This window comes from Streptomyces sp. NPDC002057, from assembly GCF_040296665.1.
GTDB lineage: Bacteria > Actinomycetota > Actinomycetes > Streptomycetales > Streptomycetaceae > Streptomyces.
Genome location: NZ_JBEOXR010000002.1, coordinates 169,011 through 186,946 on the forward strand (window position 1 = coordinate 169,011; position 17,936 = coordinate 186,946).

At 70.9% G+C, this 17,936-nt stretch carries 17 protein-coding genes; 12 read left to right on the plus strand and 5 right to left on the minus strand.

The genetic code is table 11. The features are described 5' to 3' along the window. Window positions 1-25: 25 nt before the first annotated feature. From ABT129_RS02605 to ABT129_RS02635, 7 genes are all read left to right on the plus strand, one after another. On the plus strand, window positions 26-571 hold the full coding sequence (locus ABT129_RS02605) for a F0F1 ATP synthase subunit B (RefSeq protein WP_351895624.1): 546 nt from the start codon (window positions 26-28) through the stop codon (window positions 569-571). Continuing rightward, window positions 568-1,383 carry a F0F1 ATP synthase subunit delta gene (locus ABT129_RS02610; protein WP_351895626.1) on the plus strand — a complete coding sequence of 272 codons (816 nt, stop codon included), beginning with the start codon at window positions 568-570 and terminating at the stop codon, window positions 1,381-1,383. The genes ABT129_RS02605 and ABT129_RS02610 overlap by 4 nt, the downstream gene beginning before the upstream one ends. A 146-nt stretch (window positions 1,384-1,529) precedes the next feature. Further along, a complete protein-coding gene (gene atpA, locus ABT129_RS02615; RefSeq protein ID WP_189834234.1) occupies window positions 1,530-3,128 on the plus strand; it encodes a F0F1 ATP synthase subunit alpha in 1,599 nt (532 codons plus the stop codon). Between the two features lie 20 nt (window positions 3,129-3,148). Next, entirely contained in the window at window positions 3,149-4,066 is a 918-nt protein-coding gene (locus ABT129_RS02620) for a F0F1 ATP synthase subunit gamma (protein ID WP_267045870.1), read from the plus strand. Further along, window positions 4,066-5,508, plus strand: a complete 1,443-nt coding sequence (gene atpD, locus ABT129_RS02625) for a F0F1 ATP synthase subunit beta (protein WP_351895629.1) — start codon at window positions 4,066-4,068, stop codon at window positions 5,506-5,508. Before ABT129_RS02620 ends, atpD begins: the two co-directional genes overlap by 1 nt. A 112-nt stretch (window positions 5,509-5,620) precedes the next feature. Further along, window positions 5,621-5,995, plus strand: a complete 375-nt coding sequence (locus tag ABT129_RS02630) for a F0F1 ATP synthase subunit epsilon (RefSeq protein ID WP_317873976.1) — start codon at window positions 5,621-5,623, stop codon at window positions 5,993-5,995. A 146-nt stretch (window positions 5,996-6,141) separates the two neighbouring features. Next, window positions 6,142-6,588, plus strand: a complete 447-nt coding sequence (locus tag ABT129_RS02635; protein WP_351895631.1) for a DUF2550 domain-containing protein — start codon at window positions 6,142-6,144, stop codon at window positions 6,586-6,588. Window positions 6,589-6,660: 72 nt separating this feature from the next. On the opposite strand, the gene ABT129_RS02640 is transcribed toward ABT129_RS02635, so the two are convergent. The 3 genes from ABT129_RS02640 to ABT129_RS02650 all read right to left on the minus strand — a co-directional run bounded on the left by ABT129_RS02640 (window position 6,661) and on the right by ABT129_RS02650 (window position 10,478). After that, window positions 6,661-8,508, minus strand: coding sequence for a glycosyl hydrolase family 18 protein (locus tag ABT129_RS02640; RefSeq protein WP_502981629.1), 1,848 nt, complete (start codon window positions 8,506-8,508; stop codon window positions 6,661-6,663). A 123-nt stretch (window positions 8,509-8,631) separates the two neighbouring features. Then, window positions 8,632-9,285, minus strand: coding sequence for a response regulator (locus ABT129_RS02645; RefSeq protein WP_351895634.1), 654 nt, complete (start codon window positions 9,283-9,285; stop codon window positions 8,632-8,634). Continuing rightward, window positions 9,282-10,478, minus strand: coding sequence for a sensor histidine kinase (locus ABT129_RS02650; protein ID WP_351895636.1), 1,197 nt, complete (start codon window positions 10,476-10,478; stop codon window positions 9,282-9,284). Before ABT129_RS02650 ends, ABT129_RS02645 begins: the two co-directional genes overlap by 4 nt. A gap of 151 nt (window positions 10,479-10,629) precedes the next feature. Between ABT129_RS02650 and ABT129_RS02655 the strand changes: the two genes are divergently transcribed. Continuing rightward, entirely contained in the window at window positions 10,630-11,253 is a 624-nt protein-coding gene (locus ABT129_RS02655) for a hypothetical protein (RefSeq protein ID WP_351895638.1), read from the plus strand. Here the strand turns inward: ABT129_RS02655 and ABT129_RS02660 are convergent. Then, a complete protein-coding gene (locus tag ABT129_RS02660) occupies window positions 11,173-11,745 on the minus strand; it encodes a cob(I)yrinic acid a,c-diamide adenosyltransferase (RefSeq protein WP_351895640.1) in 573 nt (190 codons plus the stop codon). The genes ABT129_RS02655 and ABT129_RS02660 overlap by 81 nt on opposite strands. 343 nt (window positions 11,746-12,088) lie before the next feature. Between ABT129_RS02660 and ABT129_RS02665 the strand changes: the two genes are divergently transcribed. The 3 genes from ABT129_RS02665 to ABT129_RS02675 all read left to right on the plus strand — a co-directional run bounded on the left by ABT129_RS02665 (window position 12,089) and on the right by ABT129_RS02675 (window position 16,386). Further along, complete coding sequence (locus ABT129_RS02665; RefSeq protein WP_351895641.1) at window positions 12,089-12,937, plus strand: 3-hydroxyacyl-CoA dehydrogenase family protein; 849 nt, start codon at window positions 12,089-12,091, stop codon at window positions 12,935-12,937. A 126-nt stretch (window positions 12,938-13,063) separates the two neighbouring features. After that, a complete protein-coding gene (locus tag ABT129_RS02670) occupies window positions 13,064-13,387 on the plus strand; it encodes an STAS domain-containing protein (RefSeq protein ID WP_030210572.1) in 324 nt (107 codons plus the stop codon). A 329-nt stretch (window positions 13,388-13,716) separates the two neighbouring features. Beyond that, window positions 13,717-16,386, plus strand: coding sequence for an ATP-binding protein (locus tag ABT129_RS02675; RefSeq protein ID WP_351895644.1), 2,670 nt, complete (start codon window positions 13,717-13,719; stop codon window positions 16,384-16,386). Window positions 16,387-16,467: 81 nt separating this feature from the next. Here ABT129_RS02675 and nucS read toward each other — a convergent pair whose 3' ends face one another. Then, entirely contained in the window at window positions 16,468-17,139 is a 672-nt protein-coding gene (gene nucS / locus ABT129_RS02680; RefSeq protein ID WP_351895646.1) for an endonuclease NucS, read from the minus strand. A 250-nt stretch (window positions 17,140-17,389) separates the two neighbouring features. Between nucS and ABT129_RS02685 the strand changes: the two genes are divergently transcribed. After that, complete coding sequence (locus tag ABT129_RS02685) at window positions 17,390-17,782, plus strand: SCO5389 family protein (protein WP_015036224.1); 393 nt, start codon at window positions 17,390-17,392, stop codon at window positions 17,780-17,782. The last annotated feature ends 154 nt before the right edge of the window (window positions 17,783-17,936 follow it).

Sequence of the window (17,936 nt, forward strand, 5' to 3'; positions counted from 1 at the left end):
CGACATTTTCACGGAAGGCACTGATGTGAACGCTCTGCTTCTTGCGGCAGCGGAGGAGCCCCAGCCTCCTCTGATCCCGCATCTTGACGAGCTCGTCATCGGCCTGATCGCCTTCGTCATCGTCTTCGGTTTCCTCGCCAAGAAGCTCCTCCCGAACATCAACAAGGTTCTGGAGCAGCGTCGCGAGGCCATCGAGGGTGGCATCGAGAAGGCCGAGTCGGCCCAGATCGAGGCTCAGAGTGTGCTGGAGCAGTACAAGGCCCAGCTCGCCGAGGCCCGCCACGAGGCCGCGCGTCTTCGCCAGGAGGCGACGGAGCAGGGCACCGCGATCATCCAGGAGATGAAGGCGGAAGGCCAGCGCCAGCGCGAGGAGATCATCGCCGCCGGCCACGCGCAGATCGCGGCGGACCGCAAGTCCGCTTCCGCGTCGCTGCGTCAGGACGTGGGCAAGCTCGCGACCGACCTGGCCGGCAAGCTGGTCGGCGAGTCCCTCGAGGACACCGCCCGCCAGAGCCGGACGATCGACCGCTTCCTCGACGAGCTCGAGGAGAAGGCCGAGGCCGTCCGATGAACGGAGCGAGCCGCGAGGCACTGGCCGCCGCACGTGAGTCCCTCGACGCGCTGACCGACAACACGACGGTCGACGCGGCGAAGCTCTCGGACAAGCTGGCCGCCGTCACCGTGCTGCTCGACCGCGAGGTGTCGCTGCGCCGGGTCCTGACCGACCCCGCTCAGTCGGGTGAGGCCAAGGCCGAGCTCGCGCAGCGACTCCTGAGCGGTCAGGTCGACGGCGAGACCGTCGACCTGGTGTCCGGCATGGTGCGTTCCCGCTGGTCGCGCTCGCGTGACCTGGTCGACGCGGCCGAGGAACTGGCGAACATCGCCGACCTCACCGCGGCGCAGAAGGCGGGCTCGCTCGACGATGTCGAGGACGAGCTGTTCCGGTTCGGCCGGATCGTGTCCTCCAGCCCCGAGCTCCGCTCGGCGCTGACGGACAAGGCCGCCACGGCCACCGCCAAGGGCGAGCTGCTCCGCAGCCTGCTCGGCGGCAAGGCCAACGCCACCACCGAGCGCCTGGTCGTCCGTCTGGTGACCCAGCCCCGGGGACGTAGCCTGGAAGCGGGACTCGAGTCCCTGTCCAAGCTCGCCGCGGCGCGCCGGAACCGGATGGTCGCCGTCGTCACCTCGGCGGTGCCGCTGTCCGACCAGCAGAAGCAGCGCCTCGGTGCCGTCCTGGCCAAGCTGTACGGCCGCGAGATGCACCTGAACCTGGACGTGGACCCCTCGGTCCTCGGCGGGATCACCGTGCAGGTCGACGACGAGGTCATCAACGGTTCGATCGCGGAGCGCCTCGACGAGGCGACCCGGCGACTGGCCGGCTGACGGCAGCCACCAGCACAAGGCATCACAGCATCACAGCAACACCAGCGGCCCGGTTGGGCCGTGCAGAGATTGCAGAAGATTCCTGGGGGTCGGCCCCCAGACCCCTTAAGAAACTTCGGGCCCAACAAGGAGAGCAGGGAACCCAGATGGCGGAGCTCACGATCCGGCCGGAGGAGATCCGGGACGCACTGGAGAACTTCGTCCAGTCGTACCAGCCGGACGCGGCCTCGCGCGAGGAGGTCGGCACGGTCAGCCTGGCCGGTGACGGTATCGCGAAGGTCGAGGGTCTTCCCTCGGCCATGGCGAACGAGCTGCTGAAGTTCGAGGACGGGACCCTCGGTCTCGCGCTGAACCTCGAAGAGCGCGAGATCGGTGCGATCGTCCTCGGCGAGTTCAGCGGTATCGAGGAGGGACAGTCGGTGCAGCGCACCGGCGAGGTCCTCTCCGTCGGTGTCGGTGAGGGATACCTGGGTCGCGTCGTCGACCCGCTCGGCAACCCGATCGACGGTCTCGGCGAGATCGCGACCGAGGGCCGCCGCGCCCTCGAGCTGCAGGCCCCGGGCGTTATGGCCCGTAAGTCGGTGCACGAGCCGATGGAGACCGGCTACAAGGCCGTCGACGCCATGACGCCGGTCGGCCGCGGCCAGCGTCAGCTGATCATCGGCGACCGTCAGACCGGCAAGACCGCGCTGTGCGTCGACACGATCATCAACCAGCGTGACAACTGGCGCTCGGGCGACGTGAACAAGCAGGTTCGCTGCATCTACGTCGCCGTCGGCCAGAAGGGCTCGACCATCGCGTCCGTTCGCGGCGCCCTGGAAGAGGCCGGTGCGCTCGAGTACACGACGATCGTCGCCGCCCCGGCGTCCGACCCGGCCGGCTTCAAGTACCTGGCGCCGTACACCGGTTCCGCCATCGGTCAGCACTGGATGTACCAGGGCAAGCACGTCCTGATCGTCTTCGACGACCTGTCGAAGCAGGCCGACGCCTACCGCGCCGTGTCCCTGCTGCTGCGCCGCCCGCCGGGCCGTGAGGCCTACCCGGGTGACGTCTTCTACCTGCACTCGCGTCTCCTCGAGCGCTGCGCGAAGCTCTCGGACGAGCTGGGTGCCGGTTCGATGACCGGTCTTCCGATCGTCGAGACCAAGGCGAACGACGTGTCGGCGTTCATCCCGACCAACGTCATCTCCATCACCGACGGCCAGTGCTTCCTGGAGTCCGACCTGTTCAACGCCGGCCAGCGTCCGGCCCTGAACGTCGGTATCTCGGTCTCGCGTGTCGGTGGCTCCGCCCAGCACAAGGCGATGAAGCAGATCTCCGGTCGCCTCCGTGTGGACCTCGCCCAGTTCCGTGAGCTGGAGGCGTTCGCCGCCTTCGGTTCCGACCTGGACGCGGCCTCCAAGGCGCAGCTGGAGCGTGGACAGCGCATGGTCGAGCTGCTCAAGCAGGCTCAGTACCAGCCGATGCCCACCGAGAACCAGGTCGTCTCCGTCTGGGCCGGCACCACCGGCAAGATGGACGACGTCCCGGTCGCCGACATCCGCCGCTTCGAGGCCGAGCTCCTGGCGTACCTCCGCCAGAGCCACTCCGGTCTCATGACCTCCATTCGCGAGGGCGGCAAGATGTCCGACGACACCCTGCAGTCCGTCGGTGACGCCATCGCGGAGTTCAAGAAGCAGTTCGAGACCTCTGACGGCAAGCTGCTGGGCGAGGACGCTCCTGCCGCCGTCAACGTCTCGAAGTGACGACGGAAGGGACCTGACTCATGGGAGCGCAGCTCCGGGTCTACAAGCGTCGCATCAAATCCGTCACCGCGACGAAGAAGATCACCAAGGCGATGGAGATGATCGCCGCCTCGCGTGTCGTCAAGGCGCAGCGCAAGGTACAGGCGTCGACTCCGTACGCGACCGAGCTGACCCGCGCGGTCACTGCGGTGGCCACGGGTGCCAATGACAGGCACCCGCTGACCACCGAGGCGGAGAACCCGATCCGTGCCGCGGTCCTGCTCCTCTCGAGCGACCGCGGTCTGGCCGGCGCCTTCAACTCCAACGCCATCAAGGCGGCGGAAAAGCTGACGGCGAAGCTGGAGGGCGAGGGCCGCGAGGTCACCGTCTACGTCGTCGGCCGTCGTGGCATCGCGCACTACAACTTCCGCGAGCGGAAGCTGGCCGGTACGTGGACCGGGTTCACGGACCAGCCGTCGTACGGCGACGCCAAGACGATCGCGGCACCGCTGATCGAGGCGATCGAGAAGGACACGGCCGAGGGTGGTGTGGACGAGCTCCACATCGTCTACACCGAGTTCGTCTCGATGATGACGCAGACGGCGGTCGAGGCCCGGCTGCTGCCCCTCAGCCTCGACGAGGTGGCGAAGGAGGCCGGCGAGTCGGACACGCTCCGCCCGCTGTACGACTTCGAGCCGTCGGCGGAGGACGTCCTCGACGCCCTGCTGCCCCGGTACGTCGAGAGCCGTATCTACAACGCGCTGCTCCAGTCGGCTGCTTCCAAGCACGCCGCCACGCGCCGCGCGATGAAGTCGGCCACCGACAACGCGGGAGACTTGATCAACAATCTCTCCCGACTTGCCAACGCGGCCCGCCAGGCCGAAATCACCCAGGAAATCAGCGAGATCGTCGGTGGCACCGCAGCCCTGGCCGACGCGACCGCGGGGAGTGACAAGTAATGACGACCACTGTTGAGACGGCCGCCGCCACGGGCCGCGTCGCCCGGGTCATCGGCCCGGTCGTCGACGTGGAGTTCCCCGTCGACGCGATGCCGGCGATCTACAACGCGCTGCACGTCGAGGTCATGGACCCGACCGAGGAGGGCGCGACCAAGACGCTGACCCTCGAGGTCGCCCAGCACCTCGGTGACGGCGTCGTCCGCGCCATCTCCATGCAGCCCACCGACGGCCTGGTCCGCCAGGCCCCGGTGACCGACACCGGCACGGGCATCACGGTGCCCGTCGGCGACGTCACCAAGGGCCGCGTGTTCAACACGCTGGGTCAGGTGCTGAACGCGGACGAGTCCACCGTCGCCGACGCGCCGCGCTGGACGATCCACCGCAAGGCCCCGGCCTTCGACCAGCTCGAGTCCAAGACCGAGATGTTCGAGACCGGTCTGAAGGTCGTCGACCTTCTCACCCCGTACGTCAAGGGTGGAAAGATCGGTCTGTTCGGTGGTGCCGGTGTCGGCAAGACCGTTCTGATCCAGGAAATGATCGTCCGTGTGGCCAAGCTGCACGACGGTGTCTCCGTCTTCGCCGGTGTCGGCGAGCGCACCCGTGAGGGCAACGACCTCATGGTCGAGATGGAGGAGGCCGGCGTTCTCGACAAGACCGCGCTGGTCTTCGGCCAGATGGACGAGCCCCCGGGCACCCGTCTGCGCGTGGCCCTCGCGGGTCTGACCATGGCGGAGTACTTCCGCGATGTGCAGAAGCAGGACGTGCTGTTCTTCATCGACAACATCTTCCGCTTCACCCAGGCCGGTTCCGAGGTCTCGACCCTGCTCGGCCGTATGCCCTCCGCGGTGGGTTACCAGCCGAACCTGGCCGACGAGATGGGTCTCCTCCAGGAGCGCATCACCTCGACCCGTGGTCACTCGATCACCTCGATGCAGGCGATCTACGTCCCCGCGGACGACCTGACCGACCCGGCTCCGGCCACCACCTTCGCCCACCTCGACGCGACGACGGTTCTCTCCCGTCCGATCTCCGAGAAGGGCATCTACCCGGCCGTGGACCCGCTGGACTCCACGTCCCGGATCCTGGACCCGCGCTACATCGCGCAGGACCACTACGACGCCGCCACGCGCGTCAAGGGAATCCTGCAGAAGTACAAGGACCTCCAGGACATCATCGCGATCCTCGGTATCGACGAGCTGAGCGAGGAGGACAAGCTCGTTGTCCACCGCGCCCGCCGTGTCGAGCGCTTCCTGTCCCAGAACACCCACGCGGCGAAGCAGTTCACCGGTGTGGACGGTTCGGACGTTCCGCTCGACGAGTCGATCTCCGCGTTCAACGCGATCTGCGACGGTGAGTACGACCACTTCCCCGAGCAGGCCTTCTTCATGTGTGGTGGCATCGAGGACCTCAAGAAGAACGCCAAGGAGCTTGGCGTCTCCTGAGCCCCGTGCTCGCCCGAGAGGGGCGGGATCCGTCCCGCCCCTCTCACCACGCCCACTAGAATTGACCCCAACACCCGGCACGACCGCCGGGTGGTGACCCGAGGAGCCACCCTTGGCTGCTGAGCTGCACGTCGAGCTGGTCGCCGCGGACCGGAGTGTCTGGTCCGGCGAGGCCACCTTGGTCATCGCGCGTACCACCTCCGGCGACATCGGCGTCATGCCCGGCCACCAGCCGCTGCTCGGTGTGCTGGAGTCGGGCCCGGTGACCATCCGTACCAGCGAGGGCGCGACTGTCGTCGCCGCCGTCCACGGCGGATTCATCTCGTTCGCCGACGACAAGCTGTCTCTGCTCGCGGAGGTCTGCGAGCTGGCGGACGAGATCGACGCCCAGCGCGCCGAGCGCGCGCTGGAGCGTGCGAAGTCGGACTCCGACGCCGCCGCCGAGCGGCGCGCCGATGTCCGGCTGCGCGCGGTGTCGGTCCGCTGACGGACCGCGCCGAGTAGAAGTGCCCTCAGCCGCGGCACGGTCCGGAATTTTCCGGACCGTGCCGCGGCTGAGGCGATGCATATGCAGGTTGTATTCGGTTCTGCCGGCGGTGCCGGCTACGGGACGCAGCGAGGAGGTCGGTGAAGATGTTCCTCGCTCTGCTCGTGTGCGGCCTGGTCGTCGCACTGGTGGTGATCGGGCTCTTCGTCTTCGGACTGCGCCGCAGACTGATCCAGCGTGCCGGCGGCACCTTCGACTGTTCCCTGCACTGGAACGTCCCGGACGCGCCGGATCCGAGCGGCAAGGGCTGGGTGTACGGCGTCGCCCGCTACAGCGGTGACGAGATCGCCTGGTTCCGTGTGTTCTCGTACGCGCCCCGCCCGCGCCGTGTCCTGGAGCGCTCGTCCATCGTGGCCCTGGAGCGCCGGATGCCGGAGGGCGAGGAGGAGCTCGCGCTGCTCGCCGACATGGTCGTCCAGCCCTGTATGTACGAGGGCGTCCGCCTGGAGCTCGCGATGAGCGAGGACGCCCGGACGGGTTTCATGGCCTGGCTGGAGGCGGCGCCTCCAGGGCAGAGAGTGAACGTGGCCTGAGTTCCTCTGTGGCCTGATGCGTGAGGAAGCGGGGGACGGCGTGCTGCGCCGTCCCCCGCTTCCTTGTGTGTGCTAGTTCAGACCGGTGTTGATGGCGCCGACGAGCTCGCCGTTGCCGGTGTCACCGCTGAACTCCCAGAAGAACGCGCCACCGAGGCCCTGGTTCTTCGCCCAGGCCATCTTGGACGTGACCGTGGCCGGGGTGTCGTAGCTCCACCAGTTGCTGCCGCACTTGGCGTAGGCCGTGCCCGCGACGGTCCCGGTGGACGGGCAGGAGGTCTTGAGGACCTTGTAGTCCTCGATGCCCGGCTCGTAGGTGCCCGGCGCGGGGCCGGTCGCCGTGCCGCCCGGGGCGGCCTGGGTGACGCCGGTCCAGCCGCGTCCGTAGAAGCCGATGCCGAGCAGCAGCTTGTTGGCGGGGACGCCCTTCGCCTTGAACTTGGCGATCGCCTCGGCGGAGTTGAAGCCCGCCTGCGGGATGCCGGCGTACGAGGTGAGCGGGGAGTGCGGGGCCGTCGGGCCCTGCGCCGCCCAGGCGCCGAAGAAGTCGTACGTCATCACGTTGAACCAGTTCATGTACGGCGCGGCGCCCGCGTAGTCGGCGGAGTCGATCTTGCCGCCGGTGGAGGCGTCGGCCGTGACGGCCGCGGTGACCAGGTAGGAGGGGCCGAACTTGGCACGCATGGCCTGCATCATGTTCTTGAAGGCGGCGGGCCCGCTCGTGTCGCAGGAGAGACCGCAGGCGTTCGGGTACTCCCAGTCCAGGTCGATGCCGTCGAAGACGTCGGCCCAGCGCGGGTCCTCGATCAGGTCGTAGCAGGACTGCGCGAAGGCGGTCGGGTTCTGCACGGCCTGGCCGAAGCCGCCGGACCAGGTCCAGCCGCCGAAGGACCACAGGACCTTGATGTTCGGGTAGGCCTTCTTCAGCTTGCGCAGCTGGTTGAAGTTGCCGCGCAGCGGCTGGTCCCAGGTGTCGGCGACGCCGTCCACGGACTGGTCCGCGGTGTAGGCCTTGTCGTAGTCGGCGTAGGCGTCACCGATGGTGCACTTGCCGCCCTGGACGTTGCCGAACGCGTAGTTGATGTGGGTGATCTTGGACGCGGAGCCCGAGGTCACGATGTTCTTCACGTGGTAGTTGCGCCCGTAGACGCCCCAGTTGGTGAAGTAGCCCAGCTTCACCGCGTTGGGGAGCGGCTGGCCGCCGCCGCCACCGGTGGTGCGGACGGGGACCGGGCCGGCGGCGGGGCCGGTCTGGTCGATGGTGTCGCGGGCGACGACCGTGTAGCTGTAGTCGGTGCCGGCGGTGAGGCCCTGGTCGGTGTGGGTGAGGCCGGTGACCGTGGCGATCTTGGCGCCGTCGCGCAGGACGTCGTAGTTCTTGACGCCCTTGTCGTCGGTGGCCGCGGTCCAGGTGAGCTTCACCGAGGTGTCGGTGATGTCGGAGGCGACGGGGGTGCCGGGTGCCGAGGGCGGGTTGTCGCCGGGCTGGGTGGTGCCGTCGCAGGCGGCGCCGTTGATCTTACAGCCGGTGGGCGCTCCGGCCCCGGTGCCGTTGTAGCCGAAGGAGACGGAGGCGCCGGGGGCGAGGGTTCCGTTCCAGCCGACGTTCTTGGCGGTCCAGTGGGTGCCGGAGCTGGTGACGGTGGCGTCCCAGGCGGAGGTGACGGCGGTGCCGGTGGGGTAGTCCCACTCGACGGTCCAGGAGTTGATGGTGGTGGTACCGGTGTTCTTGACGGTCCAGCTACCGCCGAATCCGGTGCCCCAGTCCTGGGTCTTGGTGTACGTGGCCGTGGCGGAGGTGGCCGCTTCGGCGGGGGTGGCGAGGCCGACCATGGCGGCCAGGGGCAGGATCAGGGCGGTCAGGCCGGCGGCGGCCCGGTGTCTGAACCCTGTTCTGCGCGTCGGTGCTTGAGTGCTCAACGGTGCTCCTCAAGTTGCGGACGGACATGGGTGGGGGTGGTCCGTGAAGATGCGCGCGCCCCGCGAGCGTAGGAAGGTCTGGACCAATCGTCAAGAGGTCCAGACCAACGTCGGTGACGCCCGCTACACCCCCAACTCCTGTGCCAGAACGGCCGCTTGGACCCTGCTCCGCAGCTCCAGCTTCCCCAGTACCTTGCTGACGTGCGTCTTCACCGTCGCCTCCGCCATGTCGAGCCGTACCGCGATCTCCGCGTTCGACAGACCCTGGCCCAGCGTCGACAGCACCTCCCGCTCACGTGGAGTCAAAGCCTCCAGAACCGCCGGGTCCGTCCCCGACGGCGCCCGCACCGGACGGCCCGTCGCGGCGAACTCCGCGATCAGCCGCCGGGTGACCGCCGGCGCGATCAGACCCTCCCCGCGCGCCACCGTCCGCACCGCCTCGATCAGCTCCCGCGCCTCCGCGTTCTTCAGCAGGAATCCCGAGGCCCCCGCCCGCAGCGCCCCGAAGACGTACGCGTCCAGATCGAAGGTCGTCAGGACCAGGACGTCGGCGAGCCCCTCCGACACGACGATCCCGGTCGCCGTCACCCCGTCCATCCGGGGCATCTGCACATCCATCAGGACCAGGTCCGGGCGGAGTTCGCGCGCCAGCTCCACCGCCCGCTCACCGTCCGCCGCCTCCCCGACGACCTCGATGTCCGGCGCGCTGCCCAGGATGAGCACCAGCCCCGCCCGTACCGCCGACTGGTCCTCGGCGACCACCACCCGCACTGTCATGCCCGCTCCTCGTCGCTCGCGTCCACGGGCAGTTCCGCCCGTACCCGCCACACTTTCCGTCCCCCGCCGTCCGCCGCCGGACCCGCCTCGAAGACCCCGCCGAGCAGGGCCACCCGCTCCCGCATCCCCACCAGGCCCGCGCCGGAACCCGGCGCCGTCGGGCCGGGGCGCTCCCCGTACGGGCTGGTCACCTCGACCGCGAGGGCTCCCTGCCCCCGGGCGAGCGTCACCAGGACCTCGCCCGGCGCCGCGTGCTTGAGCGCGTTCGTCAGCGACTCCTGCACGATGCGGTACGCGGCCAGCTCCACCGGAGCCGGCAGCCCCGCCGTGCTCTCCCGGGTGTCCTCCAGGACGAGGACGAGTCCGCTCGGCCGGGCGTTCACCCGCGCCTGGTCGACCAGCGTGTCCAGGCCGGCGAGCGTGGGCGCGGCGGCCGGTTCCGCGTCCCCGCTGCTGTCCCTGAGGATGCCGATGAGGCGGCGCATCTCCGACAGGCCCGCCACGCTGTTCTCCCGGATGACGGTGAGTGCCTGCCGGGTGGTGGCCGGTTCGTCGAGGGAGAGCGCCGCCGTGGAGTGGATGGCGATCGCCGAGAGGTGGTTCGCCACCATGTCGTGCAGCTCGCGCGCCATCCGGGCCCGCTCGGCGACCACGGCCTGCGCGCGGTCCATCTCGGCGAGCAGGGCCGTCTGTTCGGCCCGCAGCCGGGCGGCGTCCGCCGCCTCGCGGTGGTTGCGCACGACGGCGCCCGTCATCGCGGGCATGAAGGAGATCATGCCGGTGATCACGCCGACGAGCAGGGCGATGGCGTTCTGCCACCAGACGAGGAAGCCGACCGTCACCGCGACCGTGATGAGCCCGGTCGTATAGGGGACCCGGCGGGCGGTGGCGGGGTTGCCGTACACGACGGCCGCGTAGACCACGTCCGTGAACATCAGGACGGTGACCAGGTTCCCGTTGGTGAACTGGTCGCCGACGATCGCGAGCGTGCCGACGGTCACCGCCGTCTGCGGCATCGTCCGGCGCACGGCCTCCGCCGAGGCCATCGCCGCGAGCGGGATCAGCGTCGCCCACCGCTGGTCGAAGAGGCGGTCGCCGGTCGTGTAGAGCCCGAAGGACCACAGGAGCAGTCCGCAGGAGAACCCGAGGAAGCCCATGAGCAGGTCGAAGCGGTGCGGGCGGGGGAGAGTCACGTACTCATCCAACACGCCCGTACCCGCCCCGCCCTCCTCGTCCGGGCCGATCCGCCCCTCCGTCGAAGGATGTAGACGTACTTCGTCACCGGCGACGACGAACCGGGCCGGATCGCGCGGGACGCTGAGGGGGACCGAAAGGGGAACCGTCGTGATCGTCACGTTGATCATCGTCTGCGAGGTCGGATTCTGGGTCCTGCTGGCCGCCGGCCTCGCCGCCCGCTACCTCCTGAAGATGCCCCGGACGGGTATCGCGCTGCTGCTGTGCGAGCCGCTCCTGGAGGTCCTCCTCCTCGTCGTCACGGCGATCGACCTGAAGAACGGCGCCGACCCCAGCTGGAAGCACGGCCTCGCCGCCCTCTACATCGGTTACACCGTCGGTCACGGCCACCGCACCGTGAAGTGGCTCGACGGTCACGCCGCCCACCGCTTCGGCGGCGCCCCGCCGCCCGTGAAGCCGCCGCGGTACGGCAAGGCCCGAGCCCTCCACGAGGCCAAGGTCTGGTTCGGCTCGGTGGTCGCCGCGTCCGTCGCCTCCGTGCTGCTGCTCCTGGCGATCTGGTACGTCGGTGACGACGGCGACACCGAGGGGCTGCGGAGCTGGATCTTCGGCGCCTGGCGGGCGGCGGGCATCCACGGCCTGATCGCGCTCAGCTACGCGGTCTGGCCGAAGAAGGCTCCGGCGGGCGAGGGCTCAGCGGTCCCCGCCCGGGACCCAGAGGACGTCCCCGACCTCCTTGTTGGCCGTACGCGCAAGGATGAAGAGCAGGTCTGACAGCCGGTTGAGGTACGTGGCGGTCAGGGTGTTCATCGACTCGCCGTGCACCTCGAGGGCCGCCCAGGTGGAGCGCTCCGCGCGCCGGACCACCGTGCACGCCTGGTGCAGCAGCGCCGCACCGGGCGTGCCGCCCGGCAGGATGAAGGAGCGCAGCTTCTCCAGCTCCTCCAGGAAGCGGTCGCAGTCGGCCTCCAGCTTGTCGACGTAGCTCTGCTCGACGCGTAGCGGCGGGTACTTGGGGTCCTCCACCACCGGCGTACAGAGGTCCGCGCCCACGTCGAAGAGGTCGTTCTGGACCCGGACGAGGACCTTCACGACCTCCTCGTCGAGCTGCCCGAGGGCGACGGCCGTACCGATGGCGGCGTTGGCCTCGTTGGCGTCGGCGTAGGCCGAGATCCGCAGATCGGTCTTGGCGGTCCGGCTCATGTCACCGAGCGCCGTGGTGCCCTGGTCGCCGGTGCGGGTGTAGATGCGTGTCAGATTGACCATGGGGTCCAGCCTAGTGAGGCACCGGCCCCGCGGAACGTCCGTGTGCCGACCGTCACGGCGAGCGCGCCGACAGGGCGAGGGCGGCGAGCACCCCGTACGGCAGGGCCGGTGTCGTGCGGTGACCGATGCCGCCCCCCACACGCGACGGCGGACGGGCGGCACGCTCGGTCATATACCCCCGAGAGGTATGTGGCGTCCCTGGGGGCGCCCGAACGGGGTGCTGTGAGTGTGACGTCCGTCAAAGAGGGCGTGACGCGCATTACTTCACGGTCACATGACGCCTCCCGACCGCTAATCTCCGCCGGAGAGCCAGAAGTGAACAGGCGTTAAGGGGTGGAACATCGTGGCCAGGAAGCTCGCCGTCATCGGGGCCGGACTCATGGGGTCCGGCATCGCGCAGGTCTCGGCACAGGCGGGCTGGGACGTCGTCCTGCGTGACGTCACCGACGCCGCCCTGACCCGCGGCACCGACGGCATCAAGGCGTCGTACGACCGGTTCGTCGCCAAGGGCAAGCTGGACGCCGCCGACGCGGAGGCCGCCCTCGGCCGCATCACCGCCACCACCGAGTTCGAGGCCGTCGCCGACGCCGACATCGTCGTCGAGGCCGCCTTCGAGAACCTCGACGTCAAGCACGAGATCTTCCGCTCGCTCGACAAGGTCGCCAAGGACGGTGCCGTCCTCGCCTCCAACACCTCCGCGATCCCGATCACCAAGATCGCCGCGGTGACCGGGCGTCCCGAGGCCGTGGTCGGCGCCCACTTCTTCTCGCCGGTCCCGATGATGCAGCTCTGCGAGCTCGTCCGCGGCTACAAGACCAGCGACGAGACCCTCGCCGCCACCAGGGAGTTCGCCGAGTCCGTCGGCAAGACCTGCATCGTCGTCAACCGCGACGTGGCCGGCTTCGTCACCACCCGGCTCATCGCCGCCCTCGTCGTCGAGGCCGCCAAGCTCCAGGAGTCGGGCGTCGCCACCGCCGAGGACATCGACATCGCCTGCAAGCTCGGCTTCGGCCACGCCATGGGCCCCCTCGCCACCGCCGACCTCACCGGCATCGACATCCTGGTGAACGCGGCCAACAACATCTACACGGAGTCCCAGGACGAGAAGTTCGCGCCCCCGGAGCTGATGCGCCGGATGGTGGACGCGGGTGACATCGGCCGCAAGAGCGGGCAGGGCTTCTACAAGTACTGAGCCGTACCCGCCACCCCGCATCACCCCGTGGGGTGAATTTCGGTACCGGTTCGCTGACAAGGCGCAACGCTTCTGCCGGTGCGGCAGTCAGTTGTTGCGAAGACGGAGCACTCTCGGGGAGCGCATATGCACATCAGGGGCGACCATGTCGAGCTGGTCGTCGGGGGCCGCCTCGACGTCCGCAGCGCGGCGGACGCCCGTACGGTCCTGCACTCGGCCGTCGACGACGGAGTCGGCGACCTGGTGCTCGACCTGACCGGCCTCGACTCCTGGGACGCGACCGGGCTCGGCGTCATCATGGGCGCCCACCGGAGGGCCGGCCGCTGCGGCCGGCGTCTCGTCCTGCGCGGGGTGCCGCCCCAGATGCAGCGACTCCTCGTCGCCACCCGGCTGCACCGCATCCTCGCCATCGAGGGCGGCCTCGCGCTGGAGTCCCTGCCCCGGGTGTGACGCCCGGTCGTCGTCGACGGTCGTCGGCGCCAGGTGCCGCAGGCCGTCGCCGGTCGGCGCCGGCCGGGAGCGTACGGGACACACGGACGCGCGGAGCCGGTGGGACGCGCGAGGGCGCCCGGACCCGGTGGGACGCGCGGGACCGGCGAGCGTGTGAAGCAGCTGTGTGAACCAGGCGTCACACCCAATCCTCACAAGACCATGACGTCTTGGTCTCCGGGGCACCCCAGCTGTTCCCGCCCGCCTGGCCACGGTCTAGGGTTCGGTCGCCTGCACATTGACGGACCCACCCGGCGGGCACCGGACACCGCTTCTTGGGGGCTTGGACCATGGACCCGATCAACCGGGGGCCGGAGGAGTACGGACACGACGCCGAGGGCGACGACGCCCGCCAGGGACGCGGTACCCCCGCGCCCGCACCCGCGCGTGCCCGCGTCGTCCGGCTCGTCTCCGGCGACCTGCTCGTCACCGTCAACCCCGTCGACGGCAGCGAGATCGAACCCTGCCCGCCCGGCCAGGAACCGCCGGCCCCCCGCCCCCGTACCCCCGAGGAGCGCGCCGAGGCGGCCCAGGCCGCCGCCCCGCCCGTCCCGCCGGGACCGGTCGCGCCCGAGCTGCCCCTCCTCGAACGCCAGGAGCAGCGCGAGCGCCTCGTCGCCGTCCTCGGCCGCGGCCGCTCCGCCCGCCTCACCGGACCCGCCGGATCCGGCCGCACCGTCCTCCTCGACGCGGTCGCCGCCGACTGCGCCGGCCTCGCCCCCGACGGCGTCGTCCGGCTCTCCGGCCACCACCGCACCCCGGCCGAACTCCTCCACGAGCTCTTCGCCGCCGTCCGGTACGCCCCCGACCACCGGCCCGGCCGGACCGAGCTCCTCGACCGGCTCCGCGAGATCGGTGCCGTCGTGGTCGTCGACGACCTGGAGTTCGGCGGCGCCGCCCTCGACGAGCTCCTCGCCGCCGCCCCCGAGTGCGCCTTCCTCCTCGCCGCCGGACCCGACGCCCCCGCGCCCTCGCCCGACGCGCACCTCGACGAGATCCACCTCTCCGGCCTCGGCCGCGGCGCCGCCCTCAAGCTCCTGGAGAGCGCCGTCGGCCGCACCCTCACCGACGACGAGGCCAACTGGGCCGGCGACCTCTGGTTCGAGTCCGAAGGCCTTCCGCTCCGCTTCGTCCAGGCCGGGGCGCTGCTCCGCCAGCGCGACCGGCTCCGCGTCACCCCCGCCGAGTTCGACGCCTTCGGCGCCCTCGAAGAGGCCTTCGGGCCGACCGACCCCGACGCGGCCGCGGCCGTCGCCGCGGCGGCCTTCGACGGAATCGACGACCCCGACGTCGAACTGCGGGAGATACCCCTGCCCAGCCTCGGCGAGGGCGCCGCCCCCGCCGCGCTGCTCGCCTCCCGGCTCAGCCGCTCCGCCCAGACCGCCCTGCGCTTCGCCGTCGCCCTCGGCGGCGAGGTACCGCACCAGGCGCATCTGCCGGCCCTGGTCGGCGACACCCACGCCGACGCGGCCCTCGGCGAACTCATGGCCTGCGGCCTGCTCTCCCCGGTCGGCCCCCGCTACCGGCTCGCCGCCGGGGTCCTCACCCAGCTCCTCGCCCAGGGGTACGAGGCCGAGGCCGCCGACCGCGCCCACACCGTCGCCCAGCACTACGCCTGGTGGGCCGCCCACCCCTCCGTCACCCCCGAGCGGGCCGCCGCCGAGTCCGACGCGCTCCTCGCCGCCCTGGGCGCCCTCGTCTCCGCCACCGGAGGCGACGAGGCCACCGGTGCCGAGCGCCGGGCCACCGCCGTCTCCCTCGCCCGAGCCGCCGCGCCCGCCTTCGCCGCCGGCCTGCACTGGGGTGCCTGGGAGCGGGCCCTGCGCGCCGGACAGGAGGCCGCCCGGCTCACCGGGGAGGTCGCGGAGGAGGCCTACTTCCACCACGAGCTCGGTGTCCTCGCCCTGTGCGCCGGAAACCTGGAGCGGGCCCGCGCCGAGCTGGAGGCCTCCATCGGCATGCGCGGGGTGATCGCCGACAAGCGCGGCACCGTCGCCGGCCGCCGGGCGCTCGCCCTCGTCGCCGACCTCTCCGGGGAGCACGCCACCCCGGCCCGCGGCGAGGAGCCGGTCTCCCCGCCGCGCGGCACCCCGGTCTCGCGCGGCCCGGCGGCCACCCGCCCCGCCCGCCCGGCCCCCGAGCCCGCCACGGCCCCGCTGCCGGGCGGAGCCGTACGGCCGTCCCCGCTGTCCGGCGCTCCCGTGGGTGGCCTCGCGAAGGCCCCGGCCCCCGGCTTCCCCGGCTTCGCCACCGAGGGCCCCACGCTCATCACCCGCCCCGACACCGAAGGCGGCGGCCGGCCGAGCCTCAAGGGAGGCATCCTCAACGGGGCGCGCCGCAACCTCGCCGCCGTCGGCGCGGGCGCGCTCCTGGTCGCCGTCCTCGGCACCGTGGTGACCCTCGGCGCCACCTCGGGCAACGGCGAGGACCCGGCCACCAACCGCGTCACCTCCGACAGCACGGCGACCGAGGGCGCCCCCGACGACGAGGGCTTCGAGGACGGCGAGCAGCCGGCCGAGGGCGAGGCGGGGGAGCCGGGCGAGTCCGGCGACCCCACCGGCTCCGGCTCCCCGGGCCCCTCCGTCTCCGGGAGCGCCTCCCCGTCGGACCCCTCGGGCTCGGGCACGCCCGGCACTCCGGGCACGTCCGGCACCCCGTCCTCCTCGGACGACCCGACCACCACCACGGCCCCCACGACGACGGCCCCGCCGACGGGCCCGTCGACCCGGCCGCCGCGTCCGACGACGACGCGTCCGACGACGACGTCGACCCCGCCGAAGCCGACCCCGTCGGACTCGTCCACGTCTCCGACCGAGCCGCCCACGACCGCTCCGCCGACCACGGCCCCGCCGACCACCGATCCGGCGGAGGAGGAGAACAGCCCCAGCAACTCCGCCTCCTCGACCCTCGGCGGCCCGCCCGCCCCGGGCGACCCGGCCGGTCCGGAGTCGCCCGCCTGACGGACGTACCGGAGTACGGGAACGGGGAAGGCCCCGGGCGCGCTCACCGCACCCGGGGCCTTCCCCGTACCGCCGCCGTCTCTAGAACAGCCGCAGCTTGTCGTCCTCGATGCCGCGCATCGCGTTGTAGTCCAGGACCACGCAGCCGATCCCGCGGTCCGTCGCGAGGACCCGCGCCTGCGGCTTGATCTCCTGCGCCGCGAAGACGCCCCGCACCGGCGCCAGGTGCGGATCGCGGTTGAGCAGCTCCAGGTAGCGGGTCAGCTGCTCGACGCCGTCGATCTCGCCGCGCCGCTTGATCTCCACCGCGACCGTCGCGCCGTCCGAGTCCCGGCACAGGATGTCCACCGGGCCGATGGCGGTCGGGTACTCGCGGCGGATCAGCGTGTACCCCTCGCCGAGGGTCTCGATGCGGTCGGCGAGGAGCTCCTGGAGGTGGGCCTCGACGCCGTCCTTGATGAGACCCGGGTCCACACCCAGTTCGTGCGAGGAGTCGTGGAGGATCTCCTCCATCGTGATGATCAGTTTCTCGCCCGCTTTGTTGATCACCGTCCACGTGCCGGCCTCGGCGTCGACACCCTCCTTGAGGGTGCACGGCGGGGACATCCAGTTGAGCGGTTTGTACGCCCTGTCGTCCGCGTGGATCGAGACACTGCCGTCTGCCTTGATCAGGATCAGACGGGGTGCGGAGGGCAGGTGGGCCGTGAGCCGGCCCGCGTAGTCCACGGAGCAACGGGCAATGACGAGACGCATGGTCGGCAACGCTACAAGACGGGCGCTCGTCCGCGCGATTCGGGCGTCGGCCGGGTACGCCGGGGGTGCGGTCCTGAGCCGAACACCCGTCGGTTATCAGCCGGTTGTGTTCCCAATCTCCTGGTGCGGTCAGGACTGCGCGCTTACCGTGGAAGCTGGAGGTCGTCGTCCGTGCACGCTGCGTGGCGGGCGGCCCGGCCCTCGCCCCTGCCCGCAAGACCCCGTCCGCGGGGTCGCGAGAGGAGAACCCATGTCGCTCGACGTCTCACCGGCACTGTTGGAACAGGCCGAGCGAGGCGAGGTCGACGAAGCCGACTTCGTCGACTGCGTCCGGACCTCCCTGCCCTACGCATGGGAGATGATCAGTTCTCTGGTGGCCCAGCTGAAGGTCGACGGCGGAGAGTTCGCCGACAACCAGACGCCGCCGCCGAATGAGCAGGCACGTGGTCAGCTGCTGCGCGCGCTCGCCAGCGACGCCATCCGTGGTGCGCTGCAGCGGCACTTCGGGGTGCGTCTCGCCTTCCAGAACTGCCACCGGGTGGCGGTGTTCCCGCTGGACCCGTCGGTGGACGAGCGGCTCGCCCGCTTCACGTCCGTCCGGGGGCAGCTGCTGAACCAGTCGCCGGAACTGCGCGACTGCTGAGACATGGTGCTGCCGCTCCGCATCGCGGGAGACGCGATCGATGCGTGTCGACGCGCATCGCCGCGCGGAGGTGCCGGAGCGGCAGCACAGTCCCACGCCCCGCCCGTACGGACCGCTCCCCGTGCCGTACGGACCCCGCCACCCCCCGTCCGTA

Excerpts from the sequence above, each read along its gene's own strand:
- ABT129_RS02610 (WP_351895626.1), top strand. The coding sequence starts at position 568 with ATGAACGGAGCGAGCCGCGAGGCACTGGCCGCCGCACGTGAGTCCCTC.
- atpA (WP_189834234.1), top strand. The coding sequence starts at position 1,530 with ATGGCGGAGCTCACGATCCGGCCGGAGGAGATCCGGGACGCACTGGAG.
- ABT129_RS02620 (WP_267045870.1), top strand. The coding sequence starts at position 3,149 with ATGGGAGCGCAGCTCCGGGTCTACAAGCGTCGCATCAAATCCGTCACC.
- atpD (WP_351895629.1), top strand. The coding sequence starts at position 4,066 with ATGACGACCACTGTTGAGACGGCCGCCGCCACGGGCCGCGTCGCCCGG.
- ABT129_RS02635 (WP_351895631.1), top strand. The coding sequence starts at position 6,142 with ATGTTCCTCGCTCTGCTCGTGTGCGGCCTGGTCGTCGCACTGGTGGTG.
- ABT129_RS02645 (WP_351895634.1), bottom strand. The coding sequence starts at position 9,285 with ATGACAGTGCGGGTGGTGGTCGCCGAGGACCAGTCGGCGGTACGGGCG.
- ABT129_RS02660 (WP_351895640.1), bottom strand. The coding sequence starts at position 11,745 with ATGGTCAATCTGACACGCATCTACACCCGCACCGGCGACCAGGGCACC.
- ABT129_RS02670 (WP_030210572.1), top strand. The coding sequence starts at position 13,064 with ATGCACATCAGGGGCGACCATGTCGAGCTGGTCGTCGGGGGCCGCCTC.
- ABT129_RS02675 (WP_351895644.1), top strand. The coding sequence starts at position 13,717 with ATGGACCCGATCAACCGGGGGCCGGAGGAGTACGGACACGACGCCGAG.
- nucS (WP_351895646.1), bottom strand. The coding sequence starts at position 17,139 with ATGCGTCTCGTCATTGCCCGTTGCTCCGTGGACTACGCGGGCCGGCTC.
- ABT129_RS02685 (WP_015036224.1), top strand. The coding sequence starts at position 17,390 with ATGTCGCTCGACGTCTCACCGGCACTGTTGGAACAGGCCGAGCGAGGC.